Annotated in this window: 15 protein-coding genes and 1 other RNA gene; all 16 read right to left on the reverse strand. The window is 40.0% G+C overall.

Annotation, left to right across the window (positions count from 1 at the left end):
* Positions 1–57: 57 nt before the first annotated feature.
* An RNA gene (gene rnpB, locus ABJD71_RS05885) (RNase P RNA component class A) lies at positions 58–425 on the reverse strand.
* Between the two features lie 96 nt (positions 426–521).
* The gene (locus ABJD71_RS05890) at positions 522–962 is read right to left on the reverse strand and encodes a hypothetical protein (RefSeq protein WP_348165999.1); all 441 of its coding nucleotides are present in this window, start codon (positions 960–962) and stop codon (positions 522–524) included.
* Between the two features lie 49 nt (positions 963–1,011).
* The gene (locus ABJD71_RS05895; protein ID WP_348166002.1) at positions 1,012–2,040 is read right to left on the reverse strand and encodes an AgmX/PglI C-terminal domain-containing protein; all 1,029 of its coding nucleotides are present in this window, start codon (positions 2,038–2,040) and stop codon (positions 1,012–1,014) included.
* Positions 2,037–2,591: a biopolymer transporter ExbD gene (locus ABJD71_RS05900; RefSeq protein ID WP_348166005.1), complete on the reverse strand. Its 555-nt coding sequence runs from the start codon at positions 2,589–2,591 to the stop codon at positions 2,037–2,039. Before ABJD71_RS05900 ends, ABJD71_RS05895 begins: the two co-directional genes overlap by 4 nt.
* Positions 2,588–3,130, reverse strand: a complete 543-nt coding sequence (locus tag ABJD71_RS05905; RefSeq protein WP_348166008.1) for a biopolymer transporter ExbD — start codon at positions 3,128–3,130, stop codon at positions 2,588–2,590. The genes ABJD71_RS05900 and ABJD71_RS05905 overlap by 4 nt, the downstream gene beginning before the upstream one ends.
* A 39-nt stretch (positions 3,131–3,169) precedes the next feature.
* Positions 3,170–3,838, reverse strand: a complete 669-nt coding sequence (locus ABJD71_RS05910; RefSeq protein ID WP_348166011.1) for a MotA/TolQ/ExbB proton channel family protein — start codon at positions 3,836–3,838, stop codon at positions 3,170–3,172.
* Positions 3,839–3,901: 63 nt separating this feature from the next.
* Complete coding sequence (locus tag ABJD71_RS05915; protein ID WP_348166014.1) at positions 3,902–4,180, reverse strand: hypothetical protein; 279 nt, start codon at positions 4,178–4,180, stop codon at positions 3,902–3,904.
* Complete coding sequence (locus ABJD71_RS05920; protein ID WP_348166017.1) at positions 4,180–4,926, reverse strand: tetratricopeptide repeat protein; 747 nt, start codon at positions 4,924–4,926, stop codon at positions 4,180–4,182. Before ABJD71_RS05920 ends, ABJD71_RS05915 begins: the two co-directional genes overlap by 1 nt.
* Positions 4,913–7,939 (reverse strand): tetratricopeptide repeat protein, encoded by a 3,027-nt coding sequence (locus tag ABJD71_RS05925; protein ID WP_348166020.1) that lies wholly within the window; start codon positions 7,937–7,939, stop codon positions 4,913–4,915. The genes ABJD71_RS05920 and ABJD71_RS05925 overlap by 14 nt, the downstream gene beginning before the upstream one ends.
* Positions 7,936–9,948, reverse strand: a complete 2,013-nt coding sequence (locus ABJD71_RS05930; RefSeq protein ID WP_348166023.1) for a tetratricopeptide repeat protein — start codon at positions 9,946–9,948, stop codon at positions 7,936–7,938. Before ABJD71_RS05930 ends, ABJD71_RS05925 begins: the two co-directional genes overlap by 4 nt.
* 65 nt (positions 9,949–10,013) lie before the next feature.
* The gene (locus ABJD71_RS05935; protein ID WP_348166026.1) at positions 10,014–10,568 is read right to left on the reverse strand and encodes a hypothetical protein; all 555 of its coding nucleotides are present in this window, start codon (positions 10,566–10,568) and stop codon (positions 10,014–10,016) included.
* A gap of 39 nt (positions 10,569–10,607) precedes the next feature.
* Complete coding sequence (locus ABJD71_RS05940) at positions 10,608–11,777, reverse strand: DUF3570 domain-containing protein (RefSeq protein ID WP_348166029.1); 1,170 nt, start codon at positions 11,775–11,777, stop codon at positions 10,608–10,610.
* Entirely contained in the window at positions 11,764–12,000 is a 237-nt protein-coding gene (locus ABJD71_RS05945) for a DUF4266 domain-containing protein (RefSeq protein WP_348166031.1), read from the reverse strand. The genes ABJD71_RS05940 and ABJD71_RS05945 overlap by 14 nt, the downstream gene beginning before the upstream one ends.
* A 12-nt stretch (positions 12,001–12,012) precedes the next feature.
* On the reverse strand, positions 12,013–12,573 hold the full coding sequence (locus ABJD71_RS05950; RefSeq protein ID WP_348166034.1) for a TlpA disulfide reductase family protein: 561 nt from the start codon (positions 12,571–12,573) through the stop codon (positions 12,013–12,015).
* A gap of 26 nt (positions 12,574–12,599) precedes the next feature.
* Complete coding sequence (locus ABJD71_RS05955) at positions 12,600–13,238, reverse strand: outer membrane beta-barrel domain-containing protein (RefSeq protein ID WP_348166037.1); 639 nt, start codon at positions 13,236–13,238, stop codon at positions 12,600–12,602.
* A complete protein-coding gene (locus tag ABJD71_RS05960) occupies positions 13,208–13,972 on the reverse strand; it encodes an SH3 domain-containing protein (protein WP_348166040.1) in 765 nt (254 codons plus the stop codon). Before ABJD71_RS05960 ends, ABJD71_RS05955 begins: the two co-directional genes overlap by 31 nt.
* Positions 13,973–14,008 lie beyond the last annotated feature (36 nt).

Genomic DNA, 14,008 nt, shown 5'->3' on the forward strand with positions numbered 1-14,008 from the left:
GTGATTATGAATATCGGGAAGGCTTGTAGTCTTAACTTTCAATACAGCAACAGAAATAATTGGAGTTGGCCATAAGCCGGGTTTTGTCGTGGGTAATCATTCATCTAGGCCAGCAATCACTCACTGGCTCAAGCAACACACCCGATCTCAACGTGGGCCACGCCATAAGAGATCCTATTTGGTCTTGCTCCGGGTGGAGTTTACCTTGCCATACACTGTTACCAGCGACGCGGTGCGCTCTTACCGCACCCTTTCACCCTTACCGATTTGCTACGAATAACAAAAAGGCGGTCTTCTCTCTGCTGCACTTGTCGTCGGCTTGCACCGCCCAGGCGTTACCTGGCACCCTGCCCTGTGGAGCCCGGACTTTCCTCCCTTTAGAAATTCACAAGTGAAAACTAAACGGCGATTACCAGGCCAACTCCGCGGCGGATTCTACCGACTAAAAAGAGCGGAGTAAACGACAACCATCAGGATAATTTAATATATTTGGGGAGTTTTAAAGAAGCAATTGCTTGAATTTAGCAACGTTTATATTTTTCATTTTCCAAAAGTACAGTTACACCTTCTTGTTGTAACCAGAGTATTCCGTCTTGTTTCTGTGTGAAAAATTGTCTTTTAAATATATGAAGACCGTTAAAATATAAGGATTTGTTTTTATATTTTTTAAACAAATTTAGCTTAATACTTCCATTATTATTGATTAGAGCCTCTCTAGTTAAACCAGACGATACAGACTGCTTTAAGGTTTCGAAGACGATAGGTTCGCACTCAGGTGTGAACAACTCCCATTCGGTCATATCTGTAACTAAACTCCATTCTTGACCATTAAGCTCAGTGGCCTCATCAAGAACAGCCCGCCTAAAAGCTAAAGTGGTCTCGAGATTCCAAGCCCCTTTCATTTCAAGAAATAAAACACGACCACAACGAGTAAGTAAGAAAGCCCCGTGTTGAGTGAACATATTTGTAAATAGCCCTATACAGTTTAAAAAACCATATATTGAATGTAGGCTAGAATGGCAAAAAGTTAAACGAATAATCGAGTAAGGTTTGGGTTACTGCTTGCTCACCAAAGTTGATTAACTTGATACGTCTGATTAATTTAGTTTCTAGCTCGTCTGACTCAAGCTCGCTAAAGACCAACTTCACCGCAGACACTGAGCCACTTGGCTCTATGCTTAAATTAACGGTAAGTTTACCTTCAAGGCTAGGATCTGACCTTAACGCTCGGCGATATATAGCGTATATTGCACCTTTATTGGCATCGAGTACTTTACGAATAGATTCTAAATCTCGACTTCCTAGTACTTGGTCTTCCACCACTAACTGTTTAGCTGCAATAGACGCTAAGCCTTCTGTTGGAGCAACATATTCAGTTGTTTTTGTGCCTTTAAGTTCACCTTTAGAACCAATGTCAGTAGTCAATTGGCTAGTGTCAACTCCGCCACTACCACCAGCAACTTTTTTACCCACAAACTTTCGTTGAGTTTGGTCGCTAGTGCCGGCGCCTTTAGTAGTCTGGGTATCGGCTAAATTGTTGATACTAGTGTCATCACGCAAACTTGCTAAATCATCTTGAAACGCCAATACACCTGATTGTTGTGCTTTAGCCTTAGCTTGTTCGGTAATCTCAGCTTGAGAGGGAGCTTCAACCTTAACGGGTTCCGGCTTAGGCTGTACCTTTTGGGGCTCTGGTGTTTTTGGTTTAGGAGGTTCTTTTTTAGGCTCAGGCTTGGGCTTGACTGGCTCAGGCTCAATCGGTTTAGGCTCTGGCTTTGGAATAGGCTTAGGTGGCTCAACTTTCCTTGGTGCCATAATTCTGGTTAACTGAGGAGGCACTTTTTCTTTTTCAGCTCTGGGCCGCTCGGGTAATTCTTGAAACTTTACAAACGCTGCAAAGATTAATGTCATGCACAATACAATAACGGTAATAATAGTAAAACGCTTGTTTTCAGAGGTACTTGATGACCAAGGCAACTCGGTAACAAAGCTATTAACAGGCAACAATTTGCTGTTTTGAGTGGCTAAGGCAACGTTCATATTGATTCCTGTTGCGAAGTATCGGTGGCTGTTTGTTGTTCATCTGGCATTTCGCCTTCTACTGCCAAGGATATGTTTGTAAACCCCACCTCAGCGCAAGTTTGCATAATTCTTTTTAGCACTGTGTAAGGAATGCTTTTGTCACCCATAACGGTAATGGCTCTAGCAGCAGGCTCTTCAGAATCAGAGACGTCTGAGGTTGAATTTGTTGATCGATTAACTTGATATTCAAGTTCAGTCATTAACTCAGGAATTAAATCTTGGTCTTGGCTTAGTATATTTGCCACATCAACTAGCTTTCTACCCTGCAGGATTAGGTCTTGGTTATTCACCATCAAAATTAAGGTTTCTTTGGCTGCCTTTTGAGAACTAGACTTTGGCAGTTCGACACTTTTGTTATTCTGTAAAACTTGCACGTCTGAGGCATTCACCATCAAGAAAAATACTAAGATAGTAAAAATGTCCATCAAAGATACTAGGCTCAACTTAGATTCTTTTGACATCCGCTTATGGTGGCGTTGCATCCGTAATGCTCTCGCTGACATTTTCATTGGTTGCTCCCATTTTCTGCAATTAACGGTGCATCACCTAATGAAATTTCAGGAAATAACTCAGCATCTACCACAGAGGTTATCAACACATCCTGGTAAGACCGAGTGGTATCCATAAGAGCAACGATAACTTCGTAAGGCGTATTTTCTTCGAGCAACAAAGTCGCCGATTTTTTATCTATATCTTTGTTTAATAAACTTTGTTTTATTTGTCTGAGTACCATCTGCAAAGCCTCATAATTATGGCCTTGCTCGGTACTAAATAGCTCTTTAACCAAATAACCTTGAGGGTAATAAACTGCGACACTATTGGCACGTACTACCAACTCTAGACGTTGATTTTTTACGTCTATCTCAGCAGAACTCGCATCACCTAACTCAGGCAATGAAAGCTCTAACACCGTAATACGGGAAAAAACCATCATCATTAGTAACACAGGAACTAAGACTATCATTAAGTTCATAAATGATGTGATATCAAGTTCAGCGTCTTGTTTTGGTTTACGCCCTTTGCGCCCCAATGAAGCTCTACCAGCCATAAAAACGTCCTAGATTTGTTCTTTAACTATCAACTTCAATTAACAATTGTCGGTTGAACGTGAACGAGTATTTAATTCATTACGAGCAATAAGAGCATTGACACACTTCACACCAGCCATTTCCATACTATCGATAATTTCTGTAGTTTTAGTCTGTATGACAGAGTGAAATGCCAAAAGAGGAATAGCGGCGATTAGACCAAATGCAGTTGTGTTCATGGCAACAGAGATACTTTGAGACAACAAACTTGCTTTTTCAGACGGGTCAGCAGTAGCCACCGCAGAAAAGGCAGCGATTAGTCCGATAATGGTTCCTAATAGACCTAATAATGTAGATATGTTCGCTAAAGTCGCTAAATAAGCAGTGCGCTTTTCGAGACGAGGCGTTGTTTCCATCAAGCCCTCTTCCATTGCACATTCAATATCTTCACGCCTCTGACTATTATTAAGTCTCGCCATACCTGCACCAATTATTCGGCTAATTGGCGCATTACTATTCCTAGAAAAGCTCAATACAGCAGCGTAATCGTGTTTATTAAGTAAAGGCTCCATTTGCTTAAAGGCTTTTTTATTCACACTCTTTGCAAAGCTAATGAAAAAATAACGCTCAATTGCTATTGCTAGCCCTAACGCTAGTACCACTGCAATTGGGAACATAAAGGCGCCCCCTTCCTGAAAAAATCTCACTATAGTTTGGAAAAAATCCATGACTTACTCCTAAAAATCAGTAGTTGCACTATATAACTTTATTTTAAGCAACAAGGTATAAAGCTAGTGTTTTGGGTATATGTTTTTGGTACGTAATGAGGTTAGCTCACGTAAGAATTCATCACGCTGTAGGGGTACAAATTGTTTATTTATCCGCTCAACAATTTGGCTAGGTAAGGCCTCTTTCAACGACGGAGCCTGCCAGGGCACTATAGTTAAGACTTTAGGCTGCTCTTGATTACCGCGTATAGTTTCTTCAATAGTGACAACATCTTGCTGTTGAGCAAAAAGTATTGAATTAGATAAACTCAAAACAATGAACAAAAAATATTTTAATTTCACTATACACCTCCATTTTTTTGCTGAGCTTTGATTTGCCTTTTTAAATCAGCTATCCAGCCCTTTACTTGCCTTGACGGTTTATCTAACAAGGCTTGATACAGAGTGTAATCATCTAAGGCGTGCGATTTTTCACCTAAATAAAGGTCATATAAAACCCCTCTATTCATATACGCTTCGGGGAAAGCAGGCCAGATTGCTATAGCTTTATCATAGTGACGCAAAGCTTGAGTAAACTTGCCTTTGTGACGATAAACCTGTCCTAATAGGTTATGAGCATTAAAGTTAAGATTGTTCGCGGCTACGGCATTATTTAAGTAGGTCTCGCTTTTATCTAAGCTAATATTTTTAGGTGAATTTTTTAACATAGTGCCTTTTAGAAGGGCTATAGAGCCTAACTGCAACCACACCCCAGATAGTTGAGGTTGGGTCTGAGAAAGATGCTTTAAAAGTGTTTCTGCCTGATCTAATTTACCTTCAATTTTGTATGCCACAGCTTGATTAAACTGCTTTTTAAGCAATGGTGATAAGGCCTCATTTGATTGAGAATATTGCTGTGTATATAAGTTAGGTTTGGCCTTTAACTCTAATACTTTCAACTGTAAAGGTGTCAAAGACTTCTCTGCTTTAGCGTTTTCAGAGACTTCTGGTTGCTGTTGGATGTTTTCTAAAAATGGCAAATTAGCACAGCCTGCCAATACGAACGCCATACACGTCAATATTAAGTTTGTAGAACTAATAAATTTCATTTGTTACCTCCGACACTTTTTCAAGCTTGTTATAGCGACCAGGTAATAAAGTTTGTAATGCCTGAAAACTTTCTTGTACCCAGTCGTCATACACACCATCCCAGCTTCTTTGAGCGTTGGTTTCATGTATGTCGATAGCCTTTTCTTCAAAGGGGTATGCTTGTTCTTCTAACAATAATTCGTACTGCTCAAGCTCTAATTCATTCAAGTTTTCTGGGCGGCTAGATTCCATTAAGTCTTTAGCCAATTGGTGATAAATATCAGCAATACTGAAGTTGGCGGCGGTGCTAAATTCTTCAATTTTATAGGCCAAAGTGTTGTTGTAAGCATCAAGAGCTTGAGTAAGTGCTGCTTTTTTCTTGGTCAAACTGTTTTTTAGTGGCTGCGTTAATTTTATTGCTTTGTAGTTATACAATTTATCTTGGGCAAACACATTCGATGCCATTGCTGCCAAATAACGGGAGCGATCACTACGCGGCAAATTGGCTTGTTGCTGGGCTTGCTTATCTGCCAAAATCAACTTATTTAACCAAAAACGTCTTTTACTAGCTTCATTACTTTTTAAATAAAACTCACTCATAATAAAGCGCGCTTCATTAGCTTCAGCAAAAGGTAGCGGATAACTGTGAGCATAAGTCCGATAAGAATTAAGGGCCTGTGCTCTGTTATCAATTTTGTAAAAATACCCCGCAGCCACGTATAGGGCCTGGCGCCCTTCTTCTGATTTAGGGTTGGCTTGATGTAAAACCAGTAATTCATCAGCGGCTTGCTGCCAATCTTCGTTTTGTTGGTAAGCTAGAATCAATTGATCAGGAATATTGTTAGTTAATTCGTGCGCAGGAAAACGACGCCTAAAGTCTTCTAACAAACCAATAGCCTGTTGCCATTCTTTCATTTCTAACAAATAACTAGCAGCATCATACTGAGCGTTAAGCCTAATACTAGAATTAGGGGATTTAGCAATTACCCTTAAGAAGTCATTCACAGCTAAAGGTAAAAAATTAAGGCGAATATTTTCTTCACCTTGCTTATAAATACTCGCAGCCAGTCTTTCCTGCATATCAAAGCGGCGTAAGTCTGCTGGCGATAATAATTGTAGAATTGTTTCGTACTTAGATTCAGCTTCCGAATATTGAAGTAAGGCAAAATAACTATGGGCCATAACTAACTGGCTAGCTAACACTTTTTCAACGCTGGCATCTGGCTGCCAATCCAATAAAAGTTGGGCGTTGCTTATGGCATTCTCGTATCGGTTAAGCAGAAATAATTGCTGAATATTTGTATGTAAAACATCAAGTGCACGGGGATCATTAGCAAACTCAGTGACAAAATCTCTTTGGCTTACTAACTGTCTCTCCAACCAGGTTGCTTGGTCTGCTTGCTCCATTTCTGTTCCCATTTCCAATAACTCTCGGTACGAAAGCAAAGTCAGGTAAGCGGCTTCAGCGGCTTTTGGGTAGCCCTTGCGAGATAAATCTGTCCCATAACTAGGCTTGTAGGCGTACTCTTCAAACACGTCAACGGCTTTTATATATTGCTTAGCAGCAAAGTAACTTTCTCCTAGCCTAAATAAAAACTCTGGAGCTTGGGTATCTCTGGGAAAGGTGTTGATAAATTGCTGGTACCAAGAGGCAGCTTTTAAATAAGCGGTAACACTTTGTTGTTGTAACTCTTGTGGGCTAATCTCAAACCTTTCACCCATATCCCCTTTATAGGCATTATCAAGTAGTTGGGCTCGGCTATGTTCAAACTGAGCTAACTCTTGTAGATATTGGTTTAGATAAGGTGCAACTTGTTCTTGTAATACGACAGGCCATTGTGTCCAATAATCTCCCGTTACCCCATAGCGCAACACAAAACTCTCTTTTGCCGGCAACACTAAAGTAGGGAATTTTCCTAAAATATAGGCATCAATTTGTTTAACCGCAAAAATAGGCGCTTGGAAGTGCTCTACATGAAGTTGACTAAAGGTTTTATACGCTATAGCACTATCACGGTAACGATCATTATTTAGATAATGTTGGGCCAGCGCATCGTATAACACATACTCATAGTGCCTTGGGCCAATCCCTGAAAAGTGCGCCTCAATGCTGGCTGCAGGCTCAGTAAATAGGGCGTCTTGATATGAAAATAAAAGGCTCATTATACGTATGGTGTCTTTTACTAAACGCTTTTGACCTACAGATAACCTTTCAATTTGTGCCTGACTATCCACTTGAGAAAGCATAGATTCTGCAATCACTTCATTGGGTAGAGAATGGTCTAACAGCTGGCTAAATGCACTTAAAGCCTGTGTTTGCTGTTCGTCTTTAAAGTAGCTCCAACCCAACATATAGGCGGCGGTAGCATAATAAGGGTTTTGATCGCCTTGCTTTATCACTTGCTCATAATGACTGATGGCACTTAAATAATTACCTAAAGTAAACTGGGCTTCTCCCATGCGAAAATAGACTTCTGCTAAATAAGGAAAACCTGGAAACTGTGTAACTAACTCTTCTAATGCTTGATAACTTTGTGCCGTTAAACCTTGCTGTTCATAAGCTTTAGCGAGCTGATACAAAACTTCAGCACTATTTTCATGGTCTGGTTCATCTGTTAGCAAGTCCTGATAGCGCTGAATTGTGGCACCAAACAATTGGGATTCCTCTGTATTAGCACTAGAACTAGAAATTTGTAAAGCAGCCCCTTCTTCGAGTTGTGCTTCTGCCACTAGCCCTTCTAAATCTGCAAGACGATAAGCAGCCACTTCTCTGGTTTTAGGGTCGCCGACCAAGGTTAACAATTCTTGATATCGATCTCTTAGCGTCTTGGTATCTGGCTGTTGTAATGGCTCATGGTCTAAAGGCAAGGGTTCAAAATAAACATCACCTAAATTTGCACTAGATATCTGCGCTTTTGCTTGTGACTGTGGTTCAAAGTCTTCGGTAAAAATACTGCAACCACTTAGAATAAATATGCTTAAACCCACTGCATGAACGGATACGTTAAGTGATTTCAGATAACTCAATATCATTGGGAATTATCCTTTTTCGTTTGGCCATTCTCTATTAAATCAGCATCATCGTTGAGTAAAGCTTGGTCACTTAAACGTACAGTGGCCAGCTTAGCTTGAAGTAAGTAATCACTCACTCTTTCTTGGTGGGCAACTATTGCTTGCTTGAAAATTTCTGATATTTTGGCAATAAGATGCTGTTGTAGCTCTTCGCTCGCGCGCAGCTGAACTTTTAAGCGCTCAGCGATGGACTCAACCCTTTGCCATTGTTCTGAATAAAGAGCAGGGGTGGCTAGCTGGTTTAACAAATCTTGTTGTCTTTTTTCAGTGATTGAAAGATCTCGGTCTAAAAGCGCTAATGCTTTTTTAGCTTGCCACATATTCGCGGGTAGCGCTTCAGCTGAGAGCCACGTTAACCTTCCTGCCACTAAATCTAGACGTTTAGAGTAAGACACTGCCAAAGGTGTTTGATTTAACTGCGACTTAAGTTGAGTTATCTTTTTGAGCCGTTGTTGCGAGCGCTTCACCCTTTTTAACCAGTCTTGGTATTGCTCCGGCATAAAAATAGTGCCATCTTGTAACAATTGAGCCTGTTGCAACTTAGCCGCTAACTGCTCTCGCTTTTCTTCTAAAACACCCAATTTTTCTAAGGTGCGATCCGCAACCATTTTTTCAGCGCGATAACTTCTCTCAACTTTACGTTCGTCTAACATCAAATGATATTGCGACATTCGTTGCTGCCAATTAAGCAATTTAGTTTGAATTTCTAGGCTACTTTTTAAATCTTCTATAGCCGTTTTAAATTCATTACTGACACTGATACTCTCAAAAATAAACTGCGCGTCTAATTTCTCACCTTTTCGATTCAACAATGTATAGCTATCTATTTGCTTTTCTGAGTCTAATATTGATGGGATTAATTCTAAAACAAACTGAGGTTCTGATACTTGCCCAAGAGCGATATCTAATACTTCACTGGCTTGATTAAAACGGGCTACGCCAAGCTGTAGCATATTCATTGCTTGGTTTGGCGCAAACGCTTTTTCATAAGCATAAGCACTGGCGATATAAGCTTCTAATGTAAACTCAGTGTGCTGTGGCATTTGAATCAGTTTTTGCCAAATAGCCAATGCTACTTGCCAATCGCCCTTTTCTGCCGCAGCCCAACCGTATCCCAGTAGTGCACTATCGTAATCTAAACCTTCCGTACGGATTTTTTCAAAGGTACGAAAAGCATCATGGGGTTCACCTTGCTTCATTAAAGTGTAAGCTAGAGTCAGATTTGCTCTGTCTTTAATTGCAGCTCTTTCATCTTTTTCTGATGTCTTTTGTATGTCGTCAAACAAAGGGTTGACCCAACTCCCCCAACTTTCAATTATGCCTGTATCAGCCGAAGCCACACTATCAAGCTCTGATATTGCTTGCGCTACTTCCCCTCTTTGTAATAACCCTAACGCATGATTATATGCTATATATTCACGGTAAACGGAATCATCAGATAGCCCTTCTAACCATTGGCTATTACTTACTGTAATTGTGCTGGTATTAGTTTGAATGTCAGAATTGATCAAAAACCCATGTAACTGCGACTGTAAATACAACCAACGATCTCGAGTGGCTATATCAAAAAAACTATCGGCTTGCTCTATAGTAATATTAGAAAATGCCTTAGCTGCCTGCTCAAATTCACGACTACTATGATAGGCTTCACCTAACAACAGCCAAGCATATGCTGATACTTTTTCAGACTGTTTACCTTTCAGTAATCGAGTGAATATTTCTGTTGCTTGAGCATTCAAACCATACGCTAAACTCATTGCACCCTTTATTAATTCAGGCTCTATAATTTCATCCCGCAATGAGTCCGATATAGCTAACAAGCCTTTTGGATATTGATACTCTAATATCGATATTTTAGTGAGGCCTTGTTCGAAGTCACCTTGGTAGTATTCATATAGAACTTGTTGATAAGCTTTTTGTAATAGTGGGGTAGATGGCGTTTCACTTGTCGTATCCTGCGCCGTAACCATGGCGGATACGACCATACAACAGACAAAACAAAGACTTGATTTAACCATGGAATATGTCTGCATCTTTACAGCTCAACAGCCTTAAACAATGGTTGCTGTTTAACACTAGAATCTACAATACTTAACTCTACAGATGCGGGTTCAGCTGTTTTACTAAATGTTAAACTAGTGGCTCTTTTGTACTCTCTATTTTCTGGACCCTTACCAATAAAAAATGCAGTCAATTCATGCTCGCCTTGACCCAAATTATCTATATGTAGTTTTTGTACGCCCCCCTTATATAAAGCCTGGATTTGTTTATCCGTATATAGGTAGTGAGTCACGGTTTTATCATCTAGTTTCAACTCAACTGAATCTAAATTAAAGTAAGTACCTACATTCATTGAGAGATACACCACTATTTGCGTGCTAGATGGAAATAGTAAATCCTCTTCCAATACAAACAAGTCACGATTAAGGGCGATCACCTCTTTTCTTAACGCTTGAAGTTGTTGCGTAACCGTTTTCTCATCAAGATTTAACTGCATAGTCTTTTCAGCTTCTTGTGAGTGCAGGCTCATGCTCAGCATTAGGCTGATACACGCAAACTTGGCTAGTAAAACTTTAAATTGAAACATCATAATATCGATTATCCTTTGGCCTATCGCGCAAATTTGCTATTAATAAAATATCGACACGTATAAGCGCGTAATATTGGCTGAATATTGGTAAAGTGGTTCTTCGCCCACAGGCGCATCAAAAAGTACATTCCTAAAGTCATCGTAGTCATAATTCACATGATCTATATCGAGATTTATGGTGCTTTTCTTGAAAAAATTTGCGGCTGAAAACTGTAATTCATAGGTGACACTTGCTCCAAATGACACGTTATTAAAAGTACTCATTTCTTTATCTCGAGCACGAACATTAAACTCGGCACTACGGCTAAATAAATCCTGATAAAAATCGGCTTTTTCTTGGGCATAATGTCGAGCCCTTAGCTCGACTATCCAATCGTCACCAAAGGTATGTACATAACCTAATTTGTAAGTATTCGCATCTATACCCCAAGAATCAGAAAACACTTTAGCTTCTGCATATACTGAAGCTCGATAAGGCAAGTAATAATTAGCCGTTAATGCAGCCGCGTTACTTCTTCTGGTATTAGGATAAACTTCAGTTTCAAATTGATACCCTTTGGCAGACGTAGCATCTAAAAATCGTACTGAACGATAAGGGTTATTTAAGTAGCCCTGATCTGAAATGTTTTCAAAATTAAGCCCCACTATCATATTTTTAGTAACGACTTGCGTTAGCCCTAAACGATAGTTTTGTCTTTCTGCTTTTTCGTGAAATGATGCATCACCAATCCTACATATTTCATCATCCCCTTTCGAAAAACCTAAAGTTAAAGTAGTTAAATCACCAAAAAAGTCTTGGCTTATGCCCAGATGATAAGATTCAGCAAAAAAGTCGTTTTCAAAACTATTAGTATAATTAAAACTTACTAACGTTTTTTCGTGTAATAAATCGACTCCTACACTTTTTTCTGTCCGTTCCTCTTCGTAGGGACTAGCAGTGGCTAAAACATCGATCGATGCGCCTGAAATAGTGTCTACATAGTAATTGGCTGACACTGACACTGAATTACCAATTTTTTTACGAAGTAAAATTGAAGGGCCATCAATAGACATGCCACCACCTTGATAGGAGTGATACATAGCGTCTGACCTATCTTGAGGTAACACAGCTCCTGTTGCTTGCCAAGCGAGAGCAATTGAGCTGATTAAGGTCACCGTTTTTATTAAGCTAATGCTTTTAAATATCTGAATACATCTAGTTACAGCCACAACCACCTCCTGCACCACCTTCTGCTCCACGGGCACCTTCACGAGCTTGTAGGGCATGGTTAGTATAAGAAGCAGAAACAGGGTTTCTATTCATGCTCATTATGATGTCGGCTAAGTTGTCTCGCTCATAGGGTTTCACCCAGGGCTCAAAGGTCGTAGTACAACCACTAACACCAATAGCAGTCAAGCAAGCCAATAAAATATGTAAACGCGCTTTTCTCATAGTGAATAACTCCTACTCTCTCAGTAAGGCTTTCACCGCTTTTTTGTATTTCACTTCGTCACCACTCTTGTAACCATTGTGCAGCAAACGGTGATTACCATCTCTGTCTACTAGCACAGTTGTAGGCATAGCATTAACTTTGTAGAGCTTACTAACCTCATCTTTACTATCAAACAGAACCGGGAAGCTAACGGGTATATCATTTAGCAGTATCTCAGCTTTCGCTGGGTCTTCATCCACATTTACAGCTAGAATAACAAAGCCTAAGTCGGCGAACTCTTGTTGTAGCGCTTCCATATGCGGTAATTCTTCACGGCAAGGGCCACACCAAGATGCCCAAAAGTTAATGAGCACTACATTACCAATTTGTTCTTGTAAGCGAACATTCCCGTGCTCTTTACTTGCCAAAGTAAAATCTGGCGCTGGCCCTTTTTGGGAAGAAGCAGCTATAGCGCCAAAGCTTAAAAGCCACACAATAGCGCTACCACTGAGTAGGCCTAACATTAACTTAAACTTTGATATCAATGGGTTAACCCCAAAGGCATGTGTTTTTTGTGTAATTATCATTTTCATAAAACTCTCTTTTTAAAAATGTCCGTTTAAAAGAAAAACGTCGCACTAAAGCCGTATTCAATATTGTGAGTGGTTTTTTCTTCACCTATGAGCTCAGAATTAAATAAGTGATCACGTAAGGTAAAATGTAGTGCCAGATAATCAGTCACAAACAATCTATACCCCGCCCCTAAACTCACAGTAAAGCGTTCATCTCCACCAAATTCGGTGCTGCCAGCCCCTAACGTAAAATAGGTAGCAGAGTTAAAAACCAAATTATCTGTAAAAAAGGTTTCACCGTTTAGGTTGTAGCCAAATGACACGTTATAAAAGCTATAATCTCTTTCATCATCAGTGAGAAAAGGTGCCCCGCCACTTAACACTTCAAAGCTGGTCTCCCCTGCTTCTGCTTGGCCGTATGTAGCCTCAATAAAAAAGTCTTCATTTATATGGTATGCAGCTCGTACTCCAAGCAAAGAGCTCGATGAAAAATCCTCAATACTTATTACCCCCACTAACAGGCCTAGCTCAAAGTTTTCAGAATCAATGTACGCTTCATTGATATCTTGCCTAGTTACATTTGGCTCAATTAAAGTCCCAGCTGTTACTGGCTCTTGAGCCATTAAGCTTGAAGAGATAACTAATGCCATTACCGCTAGAAATAAACCGCGAAACCCAATTTCCATTCTTCTATTTCCTCGTTTTCATCTCGGCTAGTTAAGGCCTGAAGATTTGTATATTCTAATTTCATCAAAAAGTTTCTAGCTAAGTAATACCTCACACCCAGACCAACTGTGTATAAATCACTGGTACGTGCTTCATCGCCACTTTGCACTAAATTTGCTCTGGGCTGGGTGCGTATCTGCCCAATTCCAAGCTTAAAATAAGGAGACAAACGCCACTGAGGGAAAGTAGTATGTTGTACGCTTACCAAAAAATACTGACTTTCAGATAAATCACCCAATGCTTGGGTAAAACTCGCACCGGTGCTAATATTTTCTGTCGCCACCCAGTCAGCAAACAACGTTATGGATGGGGTGCCTTCAAATGAGCCACCCAAAATCCCAAACTCCATATCCCGCTCAGAAAAAGAATCGAAAGAGCCATCAAATAATTTAACGGCTTGCCCTTGACTACTTTCAGTTAAATGTAACTCATCCTGTTTAACCCAACCTTGAACCTCATCGGTAGTAATAACCTTAAACCAATTAGTTCTGCGCTTTAAAACCGTGATCCATGTTCCTTTAGCGGCTACGTGTATCACTGGATATCCACCAGCAGGCCCCGAATGAACTTCCAAATAAGGTTCAACTACTTTTACTTGTATGAGCTTTTCACTAAAAACTGGAAGCGAAACTATCCATAAACATACTAATAATAAACATCTGAAATTAAATGGGTTTTGAAATGCAATATTCACTTTATGCTCGCCACTTTTTTAGTCCTAAGCTCAACA

The sequence above is a fragment of the Paraglaciecola sp. genome (genome assembly GCF_039943935.1).
Classification (GTDB): Bacteria; Pseudomonadota; Gammaproteobacteria; order Enterobacterales; family Alteromonadaceae; genus Paraglaciecola.

Bases quoted from the DNA above. Each gene is read 5' to 3' on its own strand.
- ABJD71_RS05895 (WP_348166002.1), bottom strand. From the start codon at position 2,040: ATGAACGTTGCCTTAGCCACTCAAAACAGCAAATTGTTGCCTGTTAAT.
- ABJD71_RS05930 (WP_348166023.1), bottom strand. From the start codon at position 9,948: ATGGTTACGGCGCAGGATACGACAAGTGAAACGCCATCTACCCCACTA.
- ABJD71_RS05920 (WP_348166017.1), bottom strand. From the start codon at position 4,926: ATGAAATTTATTAGTTCTACAAACTTAATATTGACGTGTATGGCGTTC.
- ABJD71_RS05935 (WP_348166026.1), bottom strand. From the start codon at position 10,568: ATGATGTTTCAATTTAAAGTTTTACTAGCCAAGTTTGCGTGTATCAGC.
- ABJD71_RS05945 (WP_348166031.1), bottom strand. From the start codon at position 12,000: ATGAGAAAAGCGCGTTTACATATTTTATTGGCTTGCTTGACTGCTATT.
- ABJD71_RS05955 (WP_348166037.1), bottom strand. From the start codon at position 13,238: ATGGAAATTGGGTTTCGCGGTTTATTTCTAGCGGTAATGGCATTAGTT.
- ABJD71_RS05910 (WP_348166011.1), bottom strand. From the start codon at position 3,838: ATGGATTTTTTCCAAACTATAGTGAGATTTTTTCAGGAAGGGGGCGCC.
- ABJD71_RS05890 (WP_348165999.1), bottom strand. From the start codon at position 962: ATGTTCACTCAACACGGGGCTTTCTTACTTACTCGTTGTGGTCGTGTT.
- ABJD71_RS05905 (WP_348166008.1), bottom strand. From the start codon at position 3,130: ATGGCTGGTAGAGCTTCATTGGGGCGCAAAGGGCGTAAACCAAAACAA.
- ABJD71_RS05925 (WP_348166020.1), bottom strand. From the start codon at position 7,939: ATGATATTGAGTTATCTGAAATCACTTAACGTATCCGTTCATGCAGTG.
- ABJD71_RS05950 (WP_348166034.1), bottom strand. From the start codon at position 12,573: ATGAAAATGATAATTACACAAAAAACACATGCCTTTGGGGTTAACCCA.
- ABJD71_RS05900 (WP_348166005.1), bottom strand. From the start codon at position 2,591: ATGAAAATGTCAGCGAGAGCATTACGGATGCAACGCCACCATAAGCGG.